Source organism: Peterkaempfera bronchialis (assembly GCF_003258605.2).
Taxonomy (GTDB): Bacteria; Actinomycetota; Actinomycetes; order Streptomycetales; family Streptomycetaceae; genus Peterkaempfera; species Peterkaempfera bronchialis.
Map to the genome: position 1 here is coordinate 3,239,414 of NZ_CP031264.1, position 25,777 is coordinate 3,265,190.

The 25,777-nt window shown below is 70.3% G+C and carries 21 protein-coding genes, 1 tRNA gene and 1 pseudogene; 8 read left to right on the forward strand and 15 right to left on the reverse strand.

Annotated features, from left to right (window positions below; translation table 11 throughout):
• Positions 1–4: 4 nt before the first annotated feature.
• The 3 genes from dnaJ to dnaK all read right to left on the reverse strand — a co-directional run bounded on the left by dnaJ (position 5) and on the right by dnaK (position 3,771).
• Complete coding sequence (gene dnaJ, locus C7M71_RS14390) at positions 5–1,177, reverse strand: molecular chaperone DnaJ (RefSeq protein WP_111489836.1); 1,173 nt, start codon at positions 1,175–1,177, stop codon at positions 5–7.
• 96 nt (positions 1,178–1,273) lie between these two features.
• Positions 1,274–1,924, reverse strand: coding sequence for a nucleotide exchange factor GrpE (gene grpE / locus C7M71_RS14395; RefSeq protein ID WP_111489835.1), 651 nt, complete (start codon positions 1,922–1,924; stop codon positions 1,274–1,276).
• A complete protein-coding gene (dnaK, locus tag C7M71_RS14400; protein WP_111489834.1) occupies positions 1,921–3,771 on the reverse strand; it encodes a molecular chaperone DnaK in 1,851 nt (616 codons plus the stop codon). Before dnaK ends, grpE begins: the two co-directional genes overlap by 4 nt.
• Positions 3,772–4,097: 326 nt before the next feature.
• On the opposite strand from dnaK, the gene C7M71_RS14405 reads away from it, so the two are divergent.
• From C7M71_RS14405 to C7M71_RS14420, 4 genes are all read left to right on the forward strand, one after another.
• Positions 4,098–6,512: a (Fe-S)-binding protein gene (locus C7M71_RS14405; protein WP_229758721.1), complete on the forward strand. Its 2,415-nt coding sequence runs from the start codon at positions 4,098–4,100 to the stop codon at positions 6,510–6,512.
• A gap of 193 nt (positions 6,513–6,705) precedes the next feature.
• The gene (locus C7M71_RS14410) at positions 6,706–7,638 is read left to right on the forward strand and encodes a Yip1 family protein (protein WP_229758722.1); all 933 of its coding nucleotides are present in this window, start codon (positions 6,706–6,708) and stop codon (positions 7,636–7,638) included.
• Between the two features lie 100 nt (positions 7,639–7,738).
• Positions 7,739–8,656, forward strand: coding sequence for an alanyl-tRNA editing protein (locus C7M71_RS14415; protein ID WP_111489832.1), 918 nt, complete (start codon positions 7,739–7,741; stop codon positions 8,654–8,656).
• Positions 8,657–8,793: 137 nt separating this feature from the next.
• Complete coding sequence (locus C7M71_RS14420; RefSeq protein WP_111489831.1) at positions 8,794–9,168, forward strand: LppU/SCO3897 family protein; 375 nt, start codon at positions 8,794–8,796, stop codon at positions 9,166–9,168.
• 48 nt (positions 9,169–9,216) lie between these two features.
• Here C7M71_RS14420 and dcd read toward each other — a convergent pair whose 3' ends face one another.
• Together dcd and C7M71_RS14430 are read right to left on the reverse strand one after the other, a co-directional pair.
• Complete coding sequence (gene dcd / locus C7M71_RS14425) at positions 9,217–9,792, reverse strand: dCTP deaminase (protein ID WP_111489830.1); 576 nt, start codon at positions 9,790–9,792, stop codon at positions 9,217–9,219.
• An 82-nt stretch (positions 9,793–9,874) separates the two neighbouring features.
• Positions 9,875–10,096, reverse strand: coding sequence for a hypothetical protein (locus C7M71_RS14430; protein ID WP_111489829.1), 222 nt, complete (start codon positions 10,094–10,096; stop codon positions 9,875–9,877).
• Between the two features lie 249 nt (positions 10,097–10,345).
• Between C7M71_RS14430 and C7M71_RS14435 the strand changes: the two genes are divergently transcribed.
• From C7M71_RS14435 to C7M71_RS14445, 3 genes are all read left to right on the forward strand, one after another.
• A tRNA-Gly gene (locus C7M71_RS14435) sits at positions 10,346–10,419 on the forward strand.
• A gap of 235 nt (positions 10,420–10,654) precedes the next feature.
• Positions 10,655–10,876: a hypothetical protein gene (locus C7M71_RS14440; protein ID WP_111489828.1), complete on the forward strand. Its 222-nt coding sequence runs from the start codon at positions 10,655–10,657 to the stop codon at positions 10,874–10,876.
• Entirely contained in the window at positions 10,863–11,273 is a 411-nt protein-coding gene (locus tag C7M71_RS14445) for a type II toxin-antitoxin system VapC family toxin (protein WP_111489827.1), read from the forward strand. The genes C7M71_RS14440 and C7M71_RS14445 overlap by 14 nt, the downstream gene beginning before the upstream one ends.
• 303 nt (positions 11,274–11,576) lie before the next feature.
• Here the strand turns inward: C7M71_RS14445 and C7M71_RS31775 are convergent.
• From C7M71_RS31775 to C7M71_RS14480, 8 genes and pseudogenes are all read right to left on the reverse strand, one after another.
• Positions 11,577–11,743: pseudogene (locus C7M71_RS31775) on the reverse strand (GntR family transcriptional regulator); the annotation flags it as partial.
• A gap of 856 nt (positions 11,744–12,599) precedes the next feature.
• On the reverse strand, positions 12,600–13,094 hold the full coding sequence (locus tag C7M71_RS14455) for a hypothetical protein (RefSeq protein ID WP_114914372.1): 495 nt from the start codon (positions 13,092–13,094) through the stop codon (positions 12,600–12,602).
• Between the two features lie 291 nt (positions 13,095–13,385).
• Entirely contained in the window at positions 13,386–13,625 is a 240-nt protein-coding gene (locus C7M71_RS30660) for a hypothetical protein (RefSeq protein ID WP_162824244.1), read from the reverse strand.
• Between the two features lie 115 nt (positions 13,626–13,740).
• On the reverse strand, positions 13,741–14,415 hold the full coding sequence (locus tag C7M71_RS14460) for a hypothetical protein (RefSeq protein ID WP_175607687.1): 675 nt from the start codon (positions 14,413–14,415) through the stop codon (positions 13,741–13,743).
• A gap of 300 nt (positions 14,416–14,715) precedes the next feature.
• A complete protein-coding gene (locus C7M71_RS14465; RefSeq protein ID WP_111489825.1) occupies positions 14,716–15,954 on the reverse strand; it encodes a helix-turn-helix domain-containing protein in 1,239 nt (412 codons plus the stop codon).
• A 90-nt stretch (positions 15,955–16,044) separates the two neighbouring features.
• Positions 16,045–17,187, reverse strand: a complete 1,143-nt coding sequence (locus tag C7M71_RS14470) for a helix-turn-helix domain-containing protein (protein WP_407675900.1) — start codon at positions 17,185–17,187, stop codon at positions 16,045–16,047.
• Positions 17,188–18,111: 924 nt separating this feature from the next.
• The gene (locus C7M71_RS14475; protein ID WP_111489824.1) at positions 18,112–19,317 is read right to left on the reverse strand and encodes a helix-turn-helix domain-containing protein; all 1,206 of its coding nucleotides are present in this window, start codon (positions 19,315–19,317) and stop codon (positions 18,112–18,114) included.
• A gap of 171 nt (positions 19,318–19,488) precedes the next feature.
• Entirely contained in the window at positions 19,489–21,498 is a 2,010-nt protein-coding gene (locus tag C7M71_RS14480; RefSeq protein ID WP_111489823.1) for a PA14 domain-containing protein, read from the reverse strand.
• A 705-nt stretch (positions 21,499–22,203) separates the two neighbouring features.
• On the opposite strand from C7M71_RS14480, the gene C7M71_RS14485 reads away from it, so the two are divergent.
• Positions 22,204–22,980 (forward strand): AfsR/SARP family transcriptional regulator, encoded by a 777-nt coding sequence (locus C7M71_RS14485; protein WP_229759122.1) that lies wholly within the window; start codon positions 22,204–22,206, stop codon positions 22,978–22,980.
• On the opposite strand, the gene C7M71_RS14490 is transcribed toward C7M71_RS14485, so the two are convergent.
• Entirely contained in the window at positions 22,910–23,593 is a 684-nt protein-coding gene (locus tag C7M71_RS14490) for a flavin reductase family protein (protein WP_111489821.1), read from the reverse strand. The genes C7M71_RS14485 and C7M71_RS14490 overlap by 71 nt on opposite strands.
• 3 nt (positions 23,594–23,596) lie before the next feature.
• A complete protein-coding gene (locus C7M71_RS14495; protein WP_111489820.1) occupies positions 23,597–25,726 on the reverse strand; it encodes a tetratricopeptide repeat protein in 2,130 nt (709 codons plus the stop codon).
• Between the last annotated feature and the right edge of the window lie 51 nt (positions 25,727–25,777).

Genomic DNA, 25,777 nt, shown 5'->3' on the forward strand with positions numbered 1-25,777 from the left:
CAGGTCACGCTCCCTCCGCCGCCTTGAAGAGCGCGGCACGCGGGTCGTCCGAGGCGGTGGCCTCGCGGTACTGCTCAAGCGCCGCCAGGGCCTCGGCGTCCAACTGGTGCGGCACCACGACCTCCACGGTGACCAGCAGGTCGCCGCGGGTGCCGTCCTTGCGGGTGGCGCCCTTGCCACGGGCCCGCAGGGTCCGCCCGTTGGCGGTCCCGGCGGGAAGCTTCAGCTTGACGGGCGGGCCGCCGAGCGTCGGTACCTCGATGGTGCCGCCCAGCGCCGCTTCGGGGAAGGTGACCGGCACGGTCACCGTCAGATTGTCGCCCTTGCGCCCGAAGACCGGGTGGGGGTGGACATTGACGGTGATGTAGAGGTCACCGGGCTGGCCGCCGCGCTCGCCCTGGGCGCCCTTGCCCTTGAGCCGGATCCGCTGCCCGTCCTGCACCCCGGCGGGGATGCGGACCTGCATGGTCCGGGCCGAGGTGGCCCGACCGCTGCCGTGGCAGACCTCGCAGGGGTCGTCCACGATCAGCCCGCGCCCCTTGCAGTCGCGGCACGGGTCGGAGAGCGCGAACGCGCCCTGGCCCCGGCTGACATGGCCGGACCCGACACAGGTCGGGCAGACCCTGGGCGTGGTCCCGGCCCGGGCGCCGGTGCCGGAGCACGGCTTGCAGGGCGCCTGGCTGGTCATCCGGATCGGCACGGTGACACCGTCGACGGCCTCGTCGAAGTCCAGGGTGACCTCGGACTCCACATCGGCGCCACGGCGCGGCGCCTGCCGGCCGCCACGGTTGAAGAGGCCCCCGAAGACATCGCCGATCCCGCCGCCGAAGCCACCGGAGCCGGAGCCCGAACCACCGCCCTGCGGACCGTTGAAGAGGTCGCCCAGGTCAAAGCCGAAACCGGCCCCGCCCGCCCCGCCGGCGCCGCCGCGGAACCCGCCGGCGAAGAGGCTGCGCGCCTCGTCGTACTCCTTGCGCCGTGCCGGGTCGGACAGCACGTCATTGGCTTCGGAGATCTCCTTGAAGCGCTCCTCGGCCTTGGCGTCGCCCTTGTTGGCGTCGGGGTGGAACTCCCGCGCCAGCTTTCGGTACGCCTTCTTGATCTCTGCCGTGGAGGCGTCCTTGGGCACGCCGAGGACCTTGTAGTAGTCCTTCTCCACGTAGTCCTTGGTGCTCAACGGAAACTCCTCCTCCCGGCGGTGCTCTCAGTCGTCACGTCGCTGCGGAACCGCACACCGGGCGTCCCGGTGTACGGCTCCGCAGCGCACGCATCGTCAGCTCTCCTCGGCACCGTCGCCCTTGGCGTCCTCCGCGTCGGGGGCGGCGGTGGACTGCGTACCCGGCTGCGGCTCCGCCACGGCCACCATCGCCGGGCGGATGATCCGCTCGCCGATGCGGTACCCCGGCTGGAGGATCTGCACACAGGTCGTCTCGGTGACGTCCGACGAGTAGCTGTGCATCAGCGCCTCGTGCACGGTCGGGTCGAAGGACTCACCCTCCTTGCCGAACTGCTGCAACCCCAGCTTGGCGACCACGGTCTCCAGCGACTCGGCGACCTGCTTGAAGCCGCCCACCAGCTCGCCGTGCTCGCGGGCCCGGCCGATGTCGTCCAGTACCGGGATCAGGCTCTCCAGGACATTGGAGACGGCGATCTCGCGCACCGTCATCCGGTCCCGCTCGACCCGCTTGCGGTAGTTCTGGTACTCGGCCTGCAACCGCTGGAGGTCGGCGGTCCGCTCGGTCAGCTGCCGGCGGGCCGAGGCCAGCTCGGCGGCCGTACCGCTGCCCTTGCCCTGCTCTGCTCCGGCGTCGGCCTCTGCGGCGGGGGCCTCCGGCGCCGCCTTCTCAGCGGCGCCGGCTGCCTTGGCTGCCTCGGAGGCGTCGCCGGGCTCCGATCCGAAGCCCTGCGTGTCCTCCGTGGTCACGCCGCACCCCCCTCACGCCTCTCGTCGTCGACGATCTCGGCGTCCACCACATCGTCCTCGGCCCTGGCCTCGCCGGCCCCGGCGGCGCCCGCCGCACCGGCCGCGGCGTCCGCACCGGCGTTGGCGTAGAGCGCCTGGCCGAGCTTCTGCGCGGTGGTGGAGACCTTCTCGGTGGCCTCGCGGATCGCTGCGGTGTCCTCGCCCTTCAGCGTCTCCTTGAGGTCGGTGACGGCGCTCTCGACCTCGGACTTGACGTCGGCCGGCACCTTATCCTCGTTGTCCTTGAGGAACTTCTCGGTGGTGTAGACCAGCTGCTCGGCCTGGTTGCGGACCTCGGCGGCCTCGCGGCGCTTGTGGTCCTCGTCCGCGTACTGCTCGGCCTCGCGCATCATGCGCTCGATGTCGTCCTTGGGCAGCGCGGAGCCGCCGGTGACGGTCATCTTCTGCTCCTTGCCGGTGCCGAGGTCCTTCGCCGCCACGTGCATGATGCCGTTGGCGTCGATGTCGAAGGTGACCTCGATCTGCGGGACGCCACGGGGCGCCGGGGGCAGGCCGGTCAGCTCGAACATGCCGAGCTTCTTGTTGTACGCCGCGATCTCGCGCTCGCCCTGGTAGACCTGGATCTGCACCGACGGCTGGTTGTCCTCGGCCGTGGTGAAGATCTCGGACCGCTTGGTCGGGATCGTGGTGTTGCGCTCGATCAGCTTGGTCATGATGCCGCCCTTGGTCTCGATGCCCAGGGACAGCGGGGTGACGTCCAGCAGCAGGACGTCCTTGACCTCGCCCTTGAGGACACCGGCCTGGAGCGCGGCGCCGACGGCGACGACCTCGTCCGGGTTGACGCCCTTGTTGGGGTCCTGGCCGCCGGTCAGCTGGCGGACCAGGTCGGCGACGGCCGGCATCCGGGTGGAGCCGCCGACCAGCACCACGTGGTCGATCTCGCCGAGCTGGATGCCGGCGTCCTTGATCACGTTGTGGAACGGGGTCTTGCAGCGCTCGATCAGGTCGGCGGTCAGCTGCTGGAACTGGGCCCGGGTGAGCTTCTCGTCCAGGTGCAGCGGGCCCTCGGCGGAGGCCGTGATGTAGGGCAGGTTGATCGAGGTCTCGGTGGACGAGGAGAGCTCGATCTTGGCCTTCTCGGCCGCCTCGCGCAGGCGCTGGAGCGCCATCTTGTCCTTGGAGAGGTCCACGCCGTGGCCGGCCTGGAACGCCTTCACCAGGTGGTCGACGACGCGCTGGTCCCAGTCGTCGCCGCCGAGCTGGTTGTCACCGTTGGTGGCCTTGACCTCGACCACGCCGTCGCCGATCTCCAGCAGCGACACGTCGAAGGTGCCACCGCCGAGGTCGAAGACCAGGATGGTCTGGTCGTCCTTCTCCAGGCCGTAGGCGAGGGCGGCGGCGGTCGGCTCGTTGACGATGCGCAGGACGTTGAGGCCCGCGATCTCACCGGCCTCCTTGGTGGCCTGCCGCTCGGAGTCGTTGAAGTACGCCGGGACGGTGATGACGGCGTCGGTGACCTTCTCGCCCAGGTACGCCTCGGCATCCCGCTTGAGCTTCTGCAGGATGAAGGCGCTGATCTGCTGGGGGTTGAAGTCCTTGCCGTCGATGTTCACCTTCCAGCCGGTGCCCATGTGACGCTTGACCGACCGAATGGTGCGGTCCACGTTGGTGACCGCCTGGCGCTTGGCGACCTCGCCGACCAGCACCTCGCCGTTCTTGGCGAAGGCGACGACGGACGGCGTGGTCCGGGCGCCCTCGGCGTTGGTGATGACGGTGGGCTCACCGCCTTCGAGGACGCTGACGACGGAGTTCGTCGTACCGAGGTCGATGCCGACCGCGCGAGCCATCGCTTAATACCTCCACCGGAAGTTGAGCTGAACAGACTCAAGCGTGCCTCACCCGTCGACAGGTGTCAACAGACGTGAGCCGGTCCGGCTCAACTTTTCTGCCGGAGGGGGGAGCGAGTGGCGCGATTGCGGCACGCGAGTGAGTGTTGCCTTAGTGACAGCGGCCATAGCCACTGGATCTTCTGAACGAGTCGCGGCGCACAGTAGTGTCCGACCCAACCCCGTCCTCTAAGTTACTCATGGGTACACTCCGAGGGCGGGGAGCCCTCTTTTCCCGTACACGCCCGCACCACCCACCCCCACCGCCGGAGGAGACGGAGCAGCCGATGCAGCTCGCAGCGATCGTCATCTCGCTGGTCACCAGCGTGATCGGCATCGCGCTCGCCGCCCGCGCGGCCGCGTACATCTACAAGGTCGTCACGGTCGGACAGCCCGACGACACCCGTACCGGCAACCCGGCGCAGCGCACCAAGACCGTGGTCAAGGAGTTCCTCGGCCACACCCGGATGAACCGGTGGGGCGTCGTCGGCGTCGCGCACTGGTTTGTGGCCGTCGGCTTCTTCTCCCTGGTGCTCACCCTGGTGAACGCCTTCGGACAGCTCTTCGACGCCGCATGGGTCCTGCCCGTGATCGGCCACTGGGCACCGTTCGAGGTCTTCACCGAGCTGATCGGCACCCTCACCACCCTCGGCATCCTGGTGCTGATGGCGATCCGGCTGCTGAGCCTGCCCTCCCGGGCCGGCCGCAAGTCCCGCTTCGCTGGCTCCATCGCCTGGCAGGCCTTCTACGTCGAGTACACCATCCTCGGCATCGGCCTCTGCATCATGGTCCTGCGCGGTCTGGAGGGCGCGCTCGCCGGGGTGGGCTCCTACCAGGCGTCCTATCTGATCAGCTACCCGCTGGTGCGGGCCTTCGGCGGCCTCTCCCACGGCACGCTGGCCAACCTGGTCTACCTGGTCGCCATGCTGAAGATCTGCATCTCCTTCGCATGGGCGATCACCATCGGCGTCAACCCCTCGATGGGGGTGGCCTGGCACCGCTTCCTGGCGTTCTTCAACATCTACTTCAAGCGCGAGGAGGACGGCGACGTCGCCCTCGGCGAGCTGCGCCCGATGACCAGCGGCGGCAAGCCGATCGACTTCGAGGACCCCGCCGACGACGCGATCTTCGGCGTCTCCCAGGTGGAGCACTTCTCCTGGAAGGGCATCCTCGACTTCTCCACCTGCACCGAGTGCGGGCGCTGCCAGTCGCAGTGCCCCGCCTGGAACACCGGCAAGCCGCTCTCCCCCAAGCTGCTGATCATGAACCTGCGGGAGCACGCCTACGCCAAGGCCCCCTATCTGCTGGCCGGTGGCGGCAAGGACATGGAGGGCGTGGAGCAGGCCACCGCCGAGCAGCTGGCCAACGTCCCCGCCGCCGCCCTCGCCGAGGCCGAGCGCCCGCTGGTCGGCACCGCCGAGGACGGCCCGGGCGGTCTCGGCGGCGTCATCGACCCGGATGTGCTGTGGTCCTGCACCACCTGCGGCGCCTGTGTGGAGCAGTGCCCGGTGGACATCGAGCACATCGACCACATCGTCGACATGCGCCGCTACCAGGTGATGATCGAGTCCTCGTTCCCGACCGAGGCCGGGACGATGCTGAAGAACCTGGAGAACAAGGGCAACCCCTGGGGCATGGCCACCAAGGCCCGCCTGGCCTGGGTGAAGGAGCTGAAGAAGGAGACCGGCATCGAGGTCCCCGTCATCGGCGAGGACATCGACCCGGCCGAGGTCGAGTACCTGTACTGGGTGGGCTGCGCCGGTGCCCTGGAGGACCGCGCCAAGAAGACCACCAAGGCGTTCGCGGAGCTGCTGCACACCGCCGGCGTATCGTTCGCGATCCTCGGCAAGGAGGAGTCCTGCACCGGTGACTCCGCCCGCCGCCTGGGCAACGAGTTCCTCTTCCAGATGCTCGGCGCGCAGAACGTCGAGACCCTGAACACCGCGCTGGAGGACGCCCCGACCAAGCGGATCGTGGCCACCTGCCCACACTGCTTCAACACCATCGCCAATGAGTACCCGCAGCTGGGCGGCCACTTCGAGGTCATCCACCACACCCAGCTGCTCCAGCACCTCATCGACGAGGGCAGGCTCGTCCCGGTCAACCCGGTCGAGGGCCTGATCACCTACCACGACCCCTGCTACCTGGGCCGCCACAACAAGGTCTACACACCGCCCCGCGAGATCATCGGCAAGGTGCCCGGCCTGCGCAACGAGGAGATGCACCGCCACAAGGAGCGGGGCTTCTGCTGCGGCGCCGGCGGGGCGCGGATGTGGATGGAGGAGCGCATCGGCAAGCGGATCAACACCGAGCGCGTGGACGAGGCGCTCTCCCTCGACCCGGACATCGTCTCCACCGCCTGCCCGTTCTGCCTGGTGATGCTCTCCGACTCGGTCAACGGCAGGAAGAACGAGGGCGCGGCCAAGGAGCACCTGCGGGTGGTCGACGTCGCCCAGCTGCTGCTGGACTCGGTGAAGGCGCTGCCCGAGCCGGAGCCCGCTCCGGAGCCCGAGCCGACGCCGACGCCGACCCCGGCCCCGGCCCCGGCGCTGGTGGGCGCGGACGGCACCAAGCCCGCGCCTCCGACCGCCAAGCCCGCCGACGCGCCTCCGACCGCCAAGCCTGACGCCGAGGCCGCCAAGCCCGCCGAGCCCGCCGCCAAGGCAGCCGAGAAGCCCGCCGAGGACTCCCCCGAGTCCTGACAGCCACCCCGTACCCGCAAGGAGACGGCCGGTCCCGGGAATCCCCCGGCACCGGCCGTCTCCTTTCTGTTCCTCCGCCGCTCCTTCTGTTCCCCGCTGCTCCTCCGCCGACATGTGTCACAAATGCGCTGCAATGGCCGGTCCCGCCCCGCTCCCCCGTAGGCTCCACCGCGTCACCGGGTACCGTCGATGCGTGGCTGGCAACGGATACGACAACGGTCGCGGCGGCACCCCCCAGCACGGCTGGGGCCCCGCCCCGCAGCAGTACGGGGGCGCACCGGCCGCCCCGCCCGCAGGCGCCTTCGGCAGCTACCGGGGCGCACAGCCGCCCGGGCAGGACCCGCGCGGCGGCCACCCCGGCCCGTACACCGGCCACCCGACCGGCGAGCCCGAGTACTTCGGCGACCCCCGGCAGGGCCCCGCCCCCGCCGACCCGTACGGCCCGGACGCCGCGCACCTCCCGTACGACGACCACCCCGGCCACACCCGCGCCTTCACCGTCCCCGCCCCCTACGGCGAGCCTGGCGAGGACCATGTCACCGTCTACCGGGCCGGCGGCCAGGTCGGCCCGCACGCCGCCGGGCCTCGGCTGCACTGGCGGGAACTGCTCACCGGGATGTACCTCAACCCCTCGCGCACCTTCGACCGGATGCGCGACCACCAGGTGTGGCTGCCCGCCCTCACCGTCTCGCTGGTCTACGGCCTGCTCGCGGTCCTGGGCTTCGGCGACACCCGTAGCGAGATCCTGGGCTCCACCTTCGGCGTGGCGCTCACGGCGCTCGTCGCCGCCGCCATCGGCTTCACCCTGGCCGGTGCCACCCTCGGCGCTGTCACCCACGCCCTCGCCCGCCAACTGGGCGGCGACGGCCAGTGGCAGCCCACCGTGGGCCTCTCCGTGCTGGTCGCCTGGACCACCGACGCGCCCCGGCTGCTCTTCGCCCTCTTCCTGCCCGCCGACGGCGCCTTCGTCCAGGTGCTGGGCTGGGCCAGCTGGCTGCTCTGCGCCGGACTGATGACCACCATGGTCCGCCGCGTCCACGACCTGCCCTGGGGCAAGGCCGCCGGCGCCGCCGCCCTCCAGTTGATCGCCCTGCTGATCCTGATCAAGCTGCCCACCCTGAGCTGACCCGCTCCGCGACCGGACGGCCGATGCGGGAGGATGGACGGCGGCCCACCAGGCCCGCACCCCCTCAGCAACACCTCCACCACCCCTCCGGAGAACCCGCATGCCCCTCCCCACCGCCTCCACCCAGGTCAGCTTCCCGGCCGGCTCGGTGCAGGGCCGCTCGGCGGTCGTCGCCGTCCACGACCTGGGCGACGGCCGGTACGGCATCGCCACCGAGGCCACGCCGTTCCACCCGCTCGACCACACCTGGCCCGACCAGCCCGCCGACACCGGCACGCTCACCGTGGCCGGCGCCGAGCTGCCCGTGGTGGACTGCCTGACCGGCGCCGTGGGACCGGATGCGGACGCCCTCGCGGTGGGCGCCGACATCCCGGTACGGCGCGGCGAGGACGGCTGGGCCTGGCTGGTGCTGCATGTGGTGGAGTCGCAGCCGCTGCCGGACGGCGGCACCCTGGGCGACCTGCTCGGGGCGGAGGCCGAGCTGCGCGTCGACGCGGAACGCCGCGCCGCGCTCTCCGCCGCCCACACCGGCTGCCATCTGCTGGCCCTGGCCCTCAACGCCGCCCTGGCACCCCGCTGGCGCAAGGACCCCGGCCGCAGCGACGCCTTCGGCCACCCGGACTTCGACAGCCTCGCGATGTCCTCCTCGCGGATGGACACCGCCGCCAGCACCGACGTCTACCGCCTCGGCAAGTCACTGCGGAAGAAGGGCTTCACCGCCGACGCCACCGACGGGCTCCCCGCCCTCGCCGAGGCGCTGCCCGCCCTCACCCAGTCGGTCAATGAGCAGCTCGCCGCCTGGATCGAGGCCGACGCCGCCGTACGCATCGAGGTCCCCGGCCCGGAACTCACCGCCCGCCGCCGCTGGGCCTGCGACCTGCCCGCCGGTACCGCCGCCATCTTCTGCGGCGGCACCCATCTGCACCACCTCGGCGAACTCGCCGCCCTCAGCACCGAACTGCGGCTCTCCGAGGACGGCAGCGAGCTGACGGCGGTCACCACGCCGAAGCGGCGCTGACGCCCGGCGCCTTCACAGAGATCACGACTTCACAACCGAATCCTGCATATCCGTACACAGGTCTTACACAGAGCGTGTGCGAGTCGGTAGCGTGCCGGAATTCCCAGACCCGGCACCACGTGCAAGGACGTGTTTCCATGACCACTCCGACGCCGCCGGCCGCATCGGCCGACGACACCCCCCGCAACCGCCGCCGCCGGGGCAGGAAGCCCCTCGTCGCGGTCGCCACCGTGGTGGTGGCGACCGCGGCGTGGTTCGGCGTCCGCTACGCCCTCGCCGACGAACCCGTCCACGCGGCGGTCGGCGACTGCGTCCATATCACCGGAGGCCAAGCCGATCCCGAGGTGTCCCTGGTGCCGTGCGCCGAATCCACCGCCGACTACACCGTGGTCCGGGTCGTGAAGAACACGGTCGAGACCGGCGCCTGCAACAACCTCTCGGACACCGCCCTCGTCCAGCGGCGGGGCAGCGACACCTCTGTGCTCTGCCTCAACGAGCACGCCAGGAAGTGACCCGCCGGGCGGCGGCCGACCCCCGTCCGGCCGCCCGCCCCGCCGGACTCAGAGCGGCGTGCGGTGGAAGTTCAGGTACGAGCGCGACGGCGTCGGCCCCCGCTGCCCCTGGTACCGCGACCCATAGCGCTCCGACCCGTACGCGTGCTCGGCCGGCGAGGTCAGCCGGAACATGCACAGCTGGCCGATCTTCATCCCCGGGTAGAGCTTGATCGGCAGCGTCGCCACATTGGACAGCTCCAGCGTGACGTGCCCGCTGAACCCCGGGTCGATGAACCCTGCCGTCGAGTGCGTCAGCAGCCCCAGCCGCCCCAGGCTCGACTTCCCCTCCAGCCGGGAGGCGATGTCGTCCGGCAGCGTGACCACCTCGTACGTGGACGCCAGCACAAACTCACCCGGATGCAGGATGAACGCGTCATCCCCCTCCGGCTCGACCAGCCGGGTCAGGTCCGGCTGCTCCACGGAGGGGTCGATGTGCGGGTAGCGGTGGTTCTCGAAGACCCGGAAGAAGCGGTCCAGCCGGACGTCGATGCTGGACGGCTGGACCATCGCCGGGTCGTACGGGTCGATGACCACGCGGCCCTTGTCGATCTCGGCCCTGATGTCCTTGTCTGAGAGCAGCACGCATCGAGGTTACGTGCAGCAGCGGGCCCCGGCCCAATCCGGCCGGGACCCGCCCGCGACTCCTCAGTCCTTCACCCCGGCCTCAGGCCAGGAACTCCGGCGCCTCCAACCGCATCGCCCGCGCCAACTGGCTGCCCGACAACGCCCCCACATCGGCCGGCACCGAACTGCGCAACCGCCCGCACTGCGGACACCGGATCAACCGCCCCGGGCCCAACCGCCCGGGACCGAGGTTCTGCATCGGGAACGTACTGGTGCTGAACAGGTGCCCTTCGGCACAACGGACGACGGTGCGCTGCTCCATCGATCCCCTTCCCCATCGGACGAGCCCACTGCGGACCCCTCGGCCCGCCGTGCCTCACAGCAGCGTCACATTAGGGGACGTATCGGACACACAACACAGAGACGCGCCGCCCACAGCAGCCCCAGGGATTCGCGGCCCCCACAGTACGCCCGCACCCCCCACCCCCGCACCGCCCCGACAACCGTGCACTTACCACCGGTGATGGGGTACAGTGACGGAGCAATGAGCCACCACCTGATGGCGGCTCAGGCGGGTGTAGTTTAATGGTAGAACATGAGCTTCCCAAGCTCAGAGCGCGAGTTCGATTCTCGTCACCCGCTCCAGAAGAAAAGGCCCAGGCCAGGGAATGAATCCCCAGCCCGGGCCTTTCTGTTTTCCGGATCGTTTCGTGTGGCAGCGACCGAACGAATTTCCCTCTGCGTCGCTAGGAGGGGGCGGAGGCGCTGGATCCGCTGCCATACCGGCTGCCTCCTCCGCTGCGGCCAGCAACCAGCGCCGGACGGACACAGCTTGGCGCTATCGTGGCACCAGCAGTCGTCCGACAGGGAGAGCCGTGCGATGACCGCCGCCCACGACTACAGCGACCTCTACGAGATCATCGAGCACCTCGAGCCCGAACAGGTCGAGGAGCTGCGGCGCCATGCACTTCGCCTGGTGAAGACACCCCCTGCCAGCCGGTTCCAGATCTTGAAGTCCTTCGATGGTCCAGCCACCGACCTGGGAGCGCGAGCCAAGGAGATCATCCGCGACGAGTTCGGCGGGGACGATGCTGATCGTTGACACAGGCCCGCTGGTCGCCCTCCTCAACCGCAACGACCCCGACCATCAGCGCTGCGCCGAGCTGCTGGAGTCGCACGACGGCGAACTGTTGATCACCCCGTACGTCCTCACCGAGGCATGCTACCTCGTGGCCAAGTACGTCGGCCCCGACGCCGAGATCAACCTCGTTGAGGCCGTGGCAGGCGGCGATCTGGCACAGGTCGAGATGGACCAGGAGGATCTGGCCCGGATGTCCGAGCTGATGCGTCAGTATCGAGGTTTTCCGCTGGGCATCACCGATGCATCCGTGATCGCACTGGCCGAACAGTGCAAGGCAACCAGCGTCGCCACTCTCGACCACCGCCACTTCCGGGCCGTCACGCCACGGCATGTCCCTGCGCTGACACTGCTGCCGTAGTGAGCGGATGGGCTCCGTGCCTGCACGGGCGGTCGCTCACGGGCATCGGCGGTGCATCGGAGGCGCCGAAGCCTGCGGATCGTACGGAGCACAGGCGCAGGTCACCTACCAAGACATCGAGGAACGGCCTCGGGCTTCCCAAGCTCAGAGCGCGAGCTCGATTCTCGTCACCCGCTCCACAGAAAAAGGCCCAGGCCCGGGAATGAATCCCCAGCCCGGGCCTTTCGCAATTCAGCCGTAAGGCCCGTTGCGTGCCCGGCGCCGACCAGGCCAGCGGAGCGCCCTTCGCGCCAACGAAGACCACGCCGCGAGCTGGAGAACCTTCGTCTCCTGCGGCGAGGGCACCCGAACCTTGATCTCCTCCTCGAAGTGGTCCAGACGATGCCCCATCTCCTTCAGCCGGGCGTAGATCCCGACCGGTCCGGGTTCAGCTGAGCGATCCGCGTGTCCCGGGCGATGTCCAGCGGCAGCCCGAGGCCCGCCGACCGCGCCCCGAAGGCGGGATGGACTTGCGACTCCGCCCCAAACCCCGGCCCTCCCTCGGAGGGGATCGCCCAGACACACGGGTGCACCACCATCGCGGTGAACGGTGGGAAAACGCGGGCCAGGCCCCTCCCCGGCCGACCACCCAAAGGCGCACCCGGGTTCTCCGGGGCCGGCAAAGCTGCCCGACCGAGGAGGGACCCGCGCAGGTCGGTTGCCTGAGCCGCGACCATCTGGACAGCCTGACGCGGACTACCTGGCCAATTGCGTCGGGGCTGTCCAAGGTTTGGTGACACACCTGTACAAGACGCACTCCGTTCTTCCCGTGCCCGCTGCGTGCCCGCTCCGGCGGGACGCAGCGGGGACTCACGGGGAACAGCGGCGCCGACCGTACTCCGGCCCAGGTCAGGGACTGCGCTGGTCAGCAGCCGCGCGCAGACGGCACCTTCCAAACTGGTGCTGCCCAGCAGCGGCGTTTGCGGGGGGGTCGTCGGCCGATGCGGCTGGCGGCGTCGATAGTTCAGCGGACGCCGGCCGATATCCTGCCCGCAACCCTCTCGGCTGCGACCGGCATCGTGTTTCTGCTCCTCGGAGGGCGGGGCAGGCGGGTGGGCTCCCCCCATGCCTATGTCGGCAGGCAACTGAGTGCCTAACTGTGTGACAACGACCCCAGACACCGAGGGACATCCACGGACTTCGACGGACCGTCCACGCAGGTAATCGTGGCTCTACTCCCAGGCCAACTCTTTGCCCAGGTTGCTTCGGGATGAAGAGGTTGCGTGCCATATGCCTGCCGCAGAGGGTTCTCTAGCAGGATCCAGTGCTTCTCAGCTATCGGTTTCCTTACTCGGAAACCTCCACGTCGGTCACTTTGGCGCTGACCTTGGTTGTGGAGCTGGCGGTCGACAGGGTCGACGGCCGGTATGTCAGGTGCGTGCTGTTTGTCAGCTCCATCGTCTCGATGATCGGTCCACTCCCGTCGCCGTGGATTTCGTAGGTGATGGAGACGGTCTTCTCCGGGTCCAGCGACAGCAGACCCAGGTAGCTCAGGTTGGGCTCTACCGTGATGCTGCATCCAGCCGACCCGAAGCACTGCCTGTGTGTGGTCTTCAGACGCAGGGAGAAATCGTCGCTACCCGGCGTCTCGTTGTAGGTCTCCTGGGGTGTCTCCTCAGGCGTCTCCTCGGGCGTCTCCTCGGCCACCTCTTCGGTCGCGGGGGATGTGGAGGCGGCTGCTCGCGACTTGGCCTCCGTCACGGGCTGGTCCGGTCCGGAAACCAGTGCAGCGGTCACTGCGGCAGTGGCGCCGATGACGGCCACGAGGCCGACAGCTGCCACAATCGCAGTCCGCTTACGTGTGGATCTGGGTGGCCACGGTGGCACCGGGGGTGCAGGGGGTACCGGTGCGGGGTTCGCGCCCGTCGTCTCATCCATTGGCATTCTCCTCGATTCCGAAGGTGCGGTCCGATTCCGGCAGTCAACCGGAATCTGGCCCTCCCTCAGGCAGGCTTGCTCTAGTTGTGACCTACGTACAGGCTGTCTGCCTTGCCCCAGTAGCAGCCGCCGCTCCGCGTACTTGCGGATCCGGTTGCGCCAGCCACACAGGACCGGGAGCGCTCGCTGCATCCCTCATCGAACTTCCGCGTCGATCGGCAGGCCAGTGGCCAGCGAGGCGCCCTGCGAGCACTGCCCGTAGTTCCAGGCGTGGGTCATGGCCTTGGTCCGGCTGCGCCGCTCCTTGCGCTTCAGGACGTCGCGGCAGTCGTTGGAGGTGATCGTCCCTGGCCCGTGCGAGGCCGCCAGAGGTCGACCAACGGCGACCGACAGTGACAGACACGCCACTGCCGCCAGCCAGCGACGAGACTTCAAGTCAGACACCCTTGATCACGTGGGTTTCCGTCCAGGACTACGCCAGCCACCCGGCTACCCCCAGCAGTGGCGGCCGGACCGGATGCGCACCAGCCAGGGTGGGGAACTGCGGTCATCAGCGGGTACGGCGGGAGGGCGAGCAGATGGTCGCCGGAGACTGTTGTTGCTGGCCAGTGAGCTGCTCGGCACGCCCCGGCGAAAGGGCTTCGGCGGACAGGTCGATGACGGTGAACTCGCGCAGGTGCATGACCAGTTGGCTGGCGCGCAGCCAGGGCAAGCGGGGGTCGCCGAAGCGCAGGAGGGCGATGTCGACGGGTTCGGGCACGGTGGGGCCGGGCCGGTGGAGGAGGCCGCGCACGCCCCACAGGGTGAAGGTGCTGACGCGCACAGCGGTGTATGCGCGGCGCAGGTGCGGGCATGCCTCGGTCGAACGCCGCGCGCACGGCATGCACACTGGGGGATGAGCCGTACGTTCGTCCCCGCGCCACAGACTGGGGTCGTCCGAGTCCGCGTCGATCAGCCACAGCACCCCCTCGGCGTTACAGTCCGCAGGTCCGGCGCAGATCTGGCACAGCAGCCCACCCATCGCCATCCGGTGCCGCAGTGCGTGCACCTTCCCGAACTCCGGCTGCCCCTTGCCCGGCTCCGAACGCGTCCGGGTCCAGAGCACCCCGTGCTCGTCGCGGTCGTACAACCGCTCATCGGCGTACCCGATCCCCCGTCCCCTGCGCCGCCACACCATCGGCATCGGCGCTTCCCGCTCCCCACTCCACCGGGTGATGTACAGCACCGCCCCACTTCGGCCGGCCAACCCTTTACCGAGCCGTCCCGCACGCTTGGTTGGGCGCGGCAATACCTCACGGCGTCTCATCGATACGTAGGGGGTTGCCGCCTCGGTACGGATGCCGCAGTCCCGCGTCACATCAGGCATGGCCGTGCTCGTCTCTTCCCTGCCGGACGGGTCGTCCGCCCGGGCGTGTCACGAGACGCTAGGAGCGCAACCGCACCGCGGTGTTCACAGCGGTGAACCGCGGGCGCAGCCCCCACCGGAAAACGGGTCGGCGGCCACCTGAGCGCGATGGCGGGAGTCTCAGCTCTGGACACCCATCCGATGGGCCAGTGCCCGCAGTTCGCGGGCGGTGCGGGAGGGCAGTGGGCGGTCCACGAGGGCGGAGACCGTCTCACGGACCATCGGGTTGGCGTGGATGCGTTGGGGTGCGGTCCGCTCGGCGGCCAACAGCTCGGTGACCGCGTCGGGACCCCGCCCTCGCAGGTGGGCCAGCGAGCGTCCGAGGTCGGCGTGGAAGGCGGCTGCCCGCCCGGGAGCATCGAGGACCGGCGGGCGCACACCGCCGGAGGCGGCAACGGCGTGCCCGTAGCGGCCGAGGTCGGTGTTCAGGCTCACATAGTGGATGCCGACATTCGTCGGCCCGAAATTCAGGTGCCATGCCTTCGTTTCGCCGGTGCGGTCGGCCAGGGTCGCCGCCTCGGCCAGGTGCTCGTTGACCTCGCGGGTGCGATGGGCCCCGGAGCGGCGGACATCCTGGGTGAGGCAGGCCGCCCGGATCAGGTGCAGCTCGCCCAGGAGCGCGTACGCCACGGGGTCCCCGAGGTGGCGTTCGACCTCGTCGGCGGCCTGTTCCGCGCGGGCCAGGGCGAGGTCGGGGCTGCCGGCGGACATCAGCACATGGGCGTGGAAGAAGCCAGAGAGGGCGGTACGCAGCGGATTGTCCAGTTCAGCGGTCGCCTCGGCGGCGCGCGTGACGGCGATGAACGCCAGGTCCGGATAGCCGAGGTACTTCAGCAGCATCGTGCACGCCGGGTGGTAGGCGTCGGCGAGCAGTCGCAGCAACTCCGGCCGCCCGGACGGAGGAGCATGCTCGACCGCAACGTGCAACTCGCCCAGCAGAGTGGGCAGCTTGCGCGCGAGGGTGCCGTAATCGCAGCCGTGGTAGAGCCGATTGGCCTCCGCGACGCGGGCGTTGAGCGCCATGGCCGGGCCCGACGGCGGCGCCTGGTCCGGCGGCTGGCCCAGGTGCATGCCCATCAGCGCCAGCCGGATCGCCGGAACGGCCTCGTGCGCGGACTCGGTGGCGGAATCGTTCGGGGCGAATGGGCGTCCGGTCAGCTCTGTCGGGGCGATCCGGAGCGCGTCAGCCAAAGCGGTGATGTGTCCCGTACGGTCCAAGTGCCGCTGGCCGTTCTCGACCATCGACAGGAAGCCGATCGACAGCCCGGACAGGCCGGCCAATGTGCGCAGCGACATCCCGCGTTGGCGCCGGGCCGACCGCAGCCGTTGCCCGGTGTGGTGGGGCAGGTCTTCACTCATCGCGATGTCATCCGTTGTCCCTGGACCGCTCGGCCTCAGCGTAAGCGCCCGGTGACGATGCGTCGACGCATCCTCGGCATCAGCAGCGGATCACGGGATCCCGGCCCTCTGAGCGGTCTCCCTGAGCCGTCCGGCGATCTCGGTATCCGTGATCCGGGCGGGCAGCGCTGCCAGCAACTCCCGGGCGAAGGGGTCGAGCAGGAACCGCAACGGTGCGGTCGCCTCGGCCTGCTCCAGATGTCCGGCGGCTTCATCCGTACGACCGGTGCGGGCGGCCGTCGCAGCGAGACGGACGAGCAGCGCTGTACGGGCAGCAGGCGTCAGCCGCTGCGGTTCGGCGGCCGTGGCGCAATCGGCCGCCGCGCCGAAGTCGCCGGCTTCCACTGCCACGGCTACACGAGCGGCAGCCACCATGGCGTGCTCATCGCCGTTGCGAGCCCGCTCAGCCACGGCATCCAGGAGAGAGGCGGCCCGCCCGGGGCGGCCAGCCATCGCATGAGCGAATGCCTTCAGCAACGGCAGTGGGGCTTCCTCGGCCTGTTTCGCGCGGACCAAGGCGTCTTCCGGCAGGCCCAGTTCAAGCAGTAGGCGCACCTCCTCTGCCCGTACCGCTCCGGTCTCGGCCCCTCCGGCACGCGCCGCCCGGTGAAGCAGCAGCCAGGCCAGGTCGCGGTAGCCGAGCCGCCGCAGCAGGCCGGCCGCCATGGCATGCCCGCGCGAGTGAAGGTCAGCTGCCTGGTCCTCGATCAGCGTGGGTACGACCAGGGCGAGACCGTGCTCGTCACCGGCGGCTTCGGCTGCCTCAGCCAGCGTGACGAACTCCTCCAGCTCGCGCCGTGGCCCGGTGGCGTTGTCCGGGCCCGGCTGGTCGGCAGCCAGTGCCCGTCTCACTCGATGGGCGACCGCCCGTAGGTCCGCGTGCGCGGCATTCAGCGGCGAATACGGCTGACCGGTCAACTCACCGACATCCAGCCGGAGGGCGGACGCCAACGCGGCCAGGGGCCGGCGCCGGTCGACCCACTCCCGACCCGTCTCGACGGCCGACACCCACGAGGTCTCCAGCCCGGCTCGTTCGGACAACGCCCGCTGGCTCAGCCCCCGGCGTACCCGCCAAGTCGCCAGCGCCCTCCCGATCGGTCCGGCAGCCGGGGGATCGTACTCCCGTTGCCGTTCACCTCTCACCAAGCCTGCTCGCCTCCCCTCGGCGCCGTCCCCGCGATGACCTCCGGACACAGAGAGCCGTCCTCGCTCGCCGTGGTTTCAGCGCGCGCCTCCCCTTCCCGCGACACAGTAATCACCCCTGACCGCCCGGGCGAACCGCCTCTGACCTCGTCGCTTCCCGTCTGCCCGGCTGTCGCGCCCACTCGCTCCAGCGAGCGTCACACATCGGAAGCCGACGACTGGTTCTCCGGCTCCGGTGACCACTGATGAAGGGTTCACCACCGTGAACGCTCCACCGCGACGGGACGCCTACGTTCTGTCCGCTCACCGCACTGCCTGGACAGGCGAGCCGAGTCGTGAATCCTCTGATCAGTCCGGCAGTAGCCGCCGAGGTCGTTCGCCATCCGCCCCGGGCTGCCCCCCAGGCTCGAAGAACGCGGCCCTGCCGCTCCCGGACGTAGCGGCCTCTCTACCTGGCGGACAGGCAAGCGGGCCAGCCGGCCGGGACCGACATCGGCGCCGCCGGACTGAGGCAGACAGCACCAGTCTCCTGGGGACTGGCAGTCCGGCACATGCTTGTGGATCGCCGGCCGTGCTCCGGTGATGGGCTTCCCGCTAGCCTGATGGCATGTCGCAGGCGGGCAGGTTCCGATGGCGCACTCGGCTGCGTGCGCACCTCCCCTGGTATCTGCTTGATCGAGGCGTAGCCGCCAAGGGCGCCACTGACTGTGGTGCCCACGAGTGGTACAACCACGATGAAATCGTCGCCCGCTGCTACCACTGCGAGGCAGGCGAAGTTCCCTACGACAGCGTCCGGCTCGGGTAGAACGGCCATAGACCCGACTCGTCCGCCCAGCGCCGCCGCACCAGATGCGCACCGGAACAGGCGGTCGACCACGGGTGGCCATGCGGTGGTGACCAAGCTGCTCTCCGTCTGACACGCCAGTGGCAGCCTCGCGGGTTGGCTCGGCTGCGGAGGAGTACGCAAGCGCTGCGCTACACGCCGACCCAGGCGGCGAAGCTCGACAGCGTGTCCGTACGCCGAGGCTCGGCCCGGACCAGTGCCGAGACCGTCTCCCGCACCGATGGGTGATAGCGCGCCTGCTGTGGTGCGACCCGCTGGGCCTTCCTGAGCTCCTCCAGGGACTCGGCCGGCCGGTTCATCCACTGGTAGGCGCGGGCCATGTCGATGTGGTGGTGGCCGATCCTGCTGGGCAGCCATCCGGTGGGGAAGCGCAGTCCCTCGGCCGCCTCCACCGCTTTTCCGTACTCGCCCGCCTCCACCTGGGTCATCACGCGATGTACCTGGACGTTGGTCGGCCCGAAGCCAAACCAGAACGTCTCCCAGCTGCCCTCGCCGATCGCCTTGGCCAGCCGCTCGGCCTCGTCCAGGTGGGCCTGCATCGCGTCGCGGTCGCCGGTGCGGGCCGCGATCACCGAGGCGCCCAGGTGGAGTTGGCCGCGGGCCACCAGCGCCCCCGGGGTGACCGCGTCGCTGCCGCCGAGATGCCGGACGCCCTTGTCGTTGAGCCTCCGGCAGGCCGCGTAGTCGCCGTTGCGCAGGTAGGCGGTGATCCTCAGGTACTCCCGCGCCGCCCGCAGCCCGGGCTCACGGTCCCCCGCCCGCTGCGCCGCCCAGTCCATCCGGGCCAGCGCCTGCGCGGACAGGCCCGTCATGCCCTGCGAGATGCCAAAGGAGTGCCCCAGCCGGTAGCCCTCCGCAAGCAGCCCCCACGCCTCGACCTGCTCCGAGCCCGTGCAGAGATGAGCGGCGGCGTGCAGTTCGGCCAAGAGCGCCGGCAGCCCCGAAGCCACGACCCGGTACTGGGCAGCCTGCGCCTTGCGGTTCGCCTCCCGGACAGCAGCCCGCAGCGCCGGCAGCGGCCGAGGCCGAACAGACTCGTCCGGTGGCAGGTCGTACAGGTCCAGCGCAGCCTCGATGGGCTCCGCCAGGTCGTGCAGCTGATCGCGCTCCATGGCGCCCAGGTAGGGCTGCCCCGTCAACGCGGGAGCATCCACCCCCAGCGCCCGCGCACACGCCGCGATGAAGGCCGGCGACGCCGGTTTCGCACCCGACTCCACCTTGGTCAGCAGGCTGGCGGACACATGCGCCCGATCAGCAAGGGCGCGCTGGCTCAAGTGGTGGGTCCGCCGCAGAGCCGCAATCCGTGCGCCCGTGCCAATGTCCGTCTCCTTGGACATCCCTGGCTCCGTTCCGCTGCCGTCCTGTCAGGACGGTACCCACGATCGACGACCGAAAAGACCCGAACCCGGCGGTGATCCCCCGAGAGCGGGCGCTTGCCACCGCATCGGCCCGGCGCCCCTTCGCAGGGGGGCCGGGCCGTTGGAGGCCGGTCCGTTGGGCGGCGGGGCTCAGCGCGGCGGCAGGATCGCGTACGCAGCGGCCGGGGTGGACTCCGTGCCGTCGGCGTATACGGCGGTCACCCGGTAGAAGTGGGTGGTGCCGGTGACGGCGAGGGGGTCGGTCCAGGCGGTTGCGTCCTCCGGCAGGGCCTCGGCGGTGATGCGCTCGTACTGGGCGGCGTCGGGGTTCCAGCGGTGGACGTGGTAGCCCGTCGCCCCCGCGACCGCGTTCCACCCGAGGTTCACGCCGTCGCCGAACTCCGCGGCGGTGGCGGTGAGGCGGAGTGGGGAGCCTGGAGGAGTCGGGACCGTGGGCGTCAGGTCGAGCTCGGTGACGTCGACGTAGGGCATCAGGTGCCGCGGGTTCAGGTACAGGGTGTACAGGGAGTTGTTCGAGGTGTCGACGGCGTCCACGGTATAGGTGTAGGTCTCCCCGTCCGGGAGTCCTACGTCCACGAAGCGGGTGGTGTTCGCGTCGACACTGCCGACGCTGCAGCCGCACTCAGGCTCCGGCTCCCGGTGGACGACGTATGCCGCGACGTCCGACGCAGGGCTCGGCTGCCACTCCAGCACCACCCCGTACGGCGTGGGCGTGACTGTCAGTCCGGAGACCGGGAGCGGCGGCGTTCTGTCGTGGTACATGACCCTGGCCGAGGACGGTGACGGCGCGGACTCCCGGCCGAGCGGGTCGACGGTCGTGACGACGTAGCTGTAGTCCGTGCCCACGACCGGGGTGAAGTCGGTGCACGAGTACTGGCGGAGGTCGTCCGGCAGGTGCTCGACGCGTCTCGCCTCGCAGCTGACAGGCGTCGTCGCGGGATCCTGCCTGTTGTCGGCGTACTCCTCGCGGTAGAGGCGGAACTCGTCCGGCGCGTTCGGGGCCACGCTCCAGGTAAGGGTGATTCCTCCGTTGTCCTCCGGGTTGACCTTGATGTCCCGCATATACGGCATGGCCAGCGCACGTTCGTGGGAGAACACCTCCGAGACGGAGGTGTTCCCGGCCGGATCGGTGGCGCTGACCTTGTAGTAGGAGGTCTCGCCGAACGGCGCCGTGCTGTCCGCCCAGCCGTTGCCGGCGAAGGCGGACAGCAGCATGAACGGCCCCGTGGGCGAGGCTGCACGGAAGACCGAGTACCTGGCCCCGCCTTCGCTCTCGTCCCAGCCCAGCGAGACACCCTGCAGGGGGTTGTCGGACAGCACCCTGGGGCGCGGGGTGGGGGGAGGGGTCTTGTCCACGGTGGCGACCAGCCGGGCGGCGCTGCCCGCCGACTCGTTGCCGGCCTTGTCGACGGCCCTGATCTGGTAGTAGCAGGACTGCCCGGTGGGGGCCAGGTACGTACTGAACGAGGTTCCGGTGAGCTTGGGTGCACCGGTGATCTCGTACCAGGTACTCGAATCCGGCACCCGCCGGTAGACGCGGTAGCCGGCGAGATCCAGCTCCGCGTTCTTCGCCCAGGTGAGCTTCGCGGTGGCGGTGGACGCGCTGTACGAGGCCGCCAGGCCGGACGGCGCGAGCGGCTTGGTCCTGTCCACGGAGGCCGAAGTCCGCGGCGCGTACGTGAACTTCACGTTCGCGCTGCCCTTGAAGGCCGCGTAGTCGACGCGGATGGTGTGCCGGCCCTTGGGGATCGTCAGGTTGAGCTTCCTGGTCTGGGTGGTGGAGACGTCTTTCCAGAGGTTGATCCTGCGGGTGCCGTCAAGGTAGACCCGGACGCCGTCGCGTGCGGCGACCGTGAAGGTGAAGGGTCCCCCGGAGCCGAAGTCGCGGGTAAGGGTCCAGCGGACACCGAAGTAGTCCTTCGGCAGGCCGGCGGGGGCGCCGGTGCCGTAGTTCTCGTTGATCGCGGTGTCGCAGACGGTGCGCTTCGGGGTGCCTGAGAACTTGGTGTTGGCGTAGTAGGTCGCCTTCCACACCCCGACGGCGCAGGTGGTGGCCGCATGGGCGGTGGAGGCGGGCAGTGCGAGGCCGGCGGACGCCGTGGTGAGCGCGAGCGCGGCGGCTCGGCCGCGTATAGACATGGTCAAAGATCCCTCCCGGATGAGAAAAATCCTGGCAGGAAGTAAACGCGTCTGCCAAGCGGTGCCGGGTGTCTGTGATCATGCCGTGCCCCGTCGCAGCCACCAGCCCGGGGCCCCGCGTCCGCACCGGCCTGCCCATCCACCGGCCGACGTCCGGCACGATCCGCCGCCTCGCCCCCTGTGGGAAGGGATTTACGGGACGGCCGAATCGGACGCCGCACCGGCCACGCTCCTGCCCCGAAGATCGAATACCGGGAATGACGAGAACCCGGTTTTGTCTTGAATGTAACTTTGTGCTGTGCATGACGGTGTGGAAGAGTCCATCCACGCCAGCCGACCAGGGGGAACCGCATTCAAGGGGGCACTGTGGCCGGGCGCTCGTTCCGCGAACACCGTGGGCCGCCGCTCCACCGCCCCGCCCCGCACATGGCACGTCGGCATTCCGTTCACCCCCCTGGCCTGGATCCGGCCTCGGCCACCTGACCGGAGGCGCATCGCCACGCGGTTGCCGCTCCAGCCCGGAGGACTCTCTACGCGCGTCACCTGCGCGGATATCGATCGGGATCAGCTCTCTCGGAACGATCAGACCGGTGCCACAGAATTCGGAGACCTGCTGTGCTCAGTCAGCTCTATTCCGCGTCACCCGAAATCGCCCCCGCAACGGGCACGGAAGGCCCACGCTATTGCGTGCTGGGACCGGTGACGATGGTCCGGGACGGCCGGCCGTGCACCCCCAGCGCCCTCAAGCAGCGGGCTCTGCTGGCCCTGCTCCTGCTGTCCGCCAACGTTCCCGTCCCGGCCCACCGGCTGATCGAGGGCCTGTGGGGGTCGCGCCCCCCGCAGGCCGCCGCCGCGACCCTCCAGGTGTACGTCTCCTGCCTGCGCCGGGCCCTGGACCCCGCGCACGGCGCCGCCAACCGCGACCCACGGCACCACCCGCTGCTGCGCACCGAGGCCACCGGCTACCGGATGCGGGTGGCGCCGGGCGAACTGGACCTCGACCGGTTCCGCACCCTCACCGCGACCGGCCGCCGCCACTTGGCCGAAGGACGATGTCAGCAGGCCGGAGAGGCCCTCGGCGAGGCGCTGGCGCTGTGGCGCGGGCGCCCCTTTGCCGACCTGGAGCATTCCGGCCTGCTCGGCTCCTATGGAGTACGTCTGGAGGAGGAACGCCTCTCGGCGCTCGGCGACCACATGGATGTCGTCCTGTGCCGGGGCAGGAGCCATGAAGTCGTCGATGTCATCGGCGAACTCCGCGAGTTATGCGCCGCCCACCCACTGCGGGAGTCGTTCCACGAGACGCTGATCCGGGCGCTGTGCCGAGTCGGCCGCCGCGCCGAGGCGCTCACCGCCTACACCCGGGTGCGCGGCATGCTGATCGCGGAGCTCGGCATCGAACCCGGCCCCGGGCTCAAGGCGGCCCAACTCGTCGCCCTGGAAGCGCGTGAGCCCTACGGGATCGGACATCTCCGATGTCGGTGACGGACCGGTGGCGCGGCGGGGTCACCACACCACCGTCACCTGGTTCCGTTCCCCCCGCCGCCCCGGTGCCGGCCGCCCCGGTGGCGGCCGTTCCGACGGCGCTGTCCTGGCCGTCCGGCGCCGCCAGCCGCCAGCCGAACCGCCGCCGGTAGTAGACCAGGGGGTCGCGGTCCTCCGTGTCCCCCACGCAGCGCATGACCTCGCCGACCACCACGGCATGGTCGCCATGGTGGAAAACCGCTGTGGACACACACCGCAGATACGATCGCACCTCCGTCAGCCTCGGTACCGGACCGTCCCAACTCCACGGCGTACCAGCGAACTTGTCCGCACCCCGGCGGGCGAAGAGCTCGGCCGCCGGGGTGTCCGCGCCGCTCAGCAGGTGGATGCCGAAGGCCGCGCCGACCGCCAGTGCCGGGCAGGCACGGGCGGACTCGGCGACGGCCACCAGCACGGAGGGCGGCGCCACGCTGTAGGAGCAGACCGAGGAGACCAGCAGCCCGCACGGCGCACCGTCAGCCTGCCGGGCGGTGAGGACAGCCACTCCCGACGCGAGCCGGGCCATGCTCTCGGTGAAGGCCGCGGTCAGCGCCGCGTCCGCTCCGGGCGGCACCGCCTACACCCCGGCTCGCTCGGCCCGCAGGCACGAGGCGTGGTGGACGGCGGCGTCCTCGTCGTCGGTCTCCGCGAGCACTGCCGCGAAGTCGCTCGCGGCCTCGGCGAAACGGCCCGCCGCCTCGTGGACCAGACCCCGGTTGTACCGGATGGCCGTCGAGCCGCCGAGTGCGATCGCCCGGTCGAAGTCGGCCACCGCCGTCTCCAGATCGCCCGCGCCAAAGGCTATTTCGGCCTTGACCGCCCAGGCTTCCGCGAGGTCCGGGTCGCTTTCCAGGGCCGCACCGAGCGCGTCGAGCGCGGGTCCGGCCTCGCCCTGCTCGGCCAGCAGCCGACCCTTGAGGGAGAGCAGCGGGGCATTGCCGGGGTCCAGTTCGAGGCCCGCCGCCACATCGCGCAGCGCCGACTGCGGATCGCCGAGTTCGGCGTGCACCCCCGCCCGGTTCAGCAGCGCGTCCACATTGCCGGGGTCGAGGACCAGCGTGCGGTCGAACTCGGCGAGCGCGCCTTCGATGTCGCCGAGCTCCAGCCGGGCGTCACCGCAGTTGTAGTGCGCCTCGGGGAAGGGCGGTTCCAGGGTCAGCGCGTGCTCGTAATCCGCCAGCGCCTCCTCGGTTCGGCCCATGCGGCGCAGGATGTTGCCCCGGTTGAAGTAGTGGTCGGAGAAGTCGTCGTCGATGTCCATGACGACCGCGTAGTCCGCCAGCGCGTCCTCCAGCCGGCCGCTCATCGCGTTGACCTGGGCACGGTTGTAGCGCAGACCCACCCGGTGCCAGCTGCGCTCGCCGAGCCCGAGTTCCTTGTCCAGCCGCTCGATGCCCTCGTCGAGCAGCCGGAGTGCCTCGTCCATGCCGCCGGTGCGGGTGGCGACGAGGGCGAGCCCATTGCGGTTGAAGACGGAGAAGAACGTACGCTCCTGCGGGTCCTCCAGCACCGAGGCGATGGCAATCGCCTGGTTGATCCAGGCCCTGGCCTGGTCCGGGTCCCGCTTCTCCGGGGCGAAGTGGCGGGCGTAGAGCATGCCGGTCTCATAGGCGAGTTTCATATGCACGGCCGGGTCGATGCTGGTCCGCCGGGCGGCGTCCTGGAGTACCGCGGATTCGTCCGCCCGGCCGGCCGCCGCGAGCGACACCGCGGTGTCCCGGGTGAACTCCCACCAGAAATCGGGCTGCTGCTCCGCGTCGACGAGGAGCAGCCCGCGTCGGCCGTACTCCACGGCGGTCCCGTACAGGCCCAGGTACTTGCAGCGGGTCTGCGCCCAGCGCAGCGCCTCGACGCCGGCCGTGTTGCGGGTACTGCCGCGTTCCAGGTGGTAGGGCAGGGAGCCCAGCCGCAGGGAGGGCTCGGACTCGGCGGCCGTGGCCAGAGCGGCGGCGCGTGCGTCGTGCAGCGCGGCACGGCGTGCCGGGTCCAGGGCCTCGTAGGCGGCGACCGTCGCCGGGTCGTCGGTGACGCCGTCGGACTCGACGTAGGCGAGGGCGAGCTCGTCTGCGGCGGCCTGGGGCTCGGCGGGCCGGTCCTCGGCGGGCGCCGGCGGGAGGTCGGGCGCCGTGATCCGCTGGGTATGCGCAAGCAGGGCCTGGGGCAGGGACTCGGAGGTCGGGCCCGGCCGCTCGGGCGGGGTGTCGGGTCCGGTGGTGACCACGACGGTCAGCAGCCGCGCGGGCATCCGCCGCAGCAGGACGGCCAGGAACTCCTGGTCGGTGGCGTCGGCGTGTTCGACGTCGTTCACGACCAGGGTGCGCGGGGTGTCGCCGAGGCCGCCGAGGTAGCTTTCGAGGAAGTCGACCAGGCCGTGGGAGACGCGCAGCGAGTGCAGTCGCGCGGGGTACCGGCTGACCGCGACCGGCCCCTTGGCGCTCGCCTCCAGGGGGCGGAGGATCGCCGGGACCAGGCCGGCCAGTTCGGGGGTCGTCTCCTGGAGTTCGATGCGGTGCCGCTGCGCGAGGTCCGGGTTCCGCCGCAGCGCCTCCGGGCCGATCAGGCGCAGGAGGGTGCCGACGGCCGTGTAGGGCCCGCGCAGGTGGTGGTGCGCGCTGACTGCCGCGAGCAGCGGTGGCAGCGCAAGACCGGCGCGCAGCTGGTCGCGGTCGGCCCGCAGCGGCGCCTGTATCCAGTAGTGGCTGCTCATGAGTCTGCCTTTCGAGCGAGGGAGTGCCTGTGCCTCGGGTGCCACGGGTGC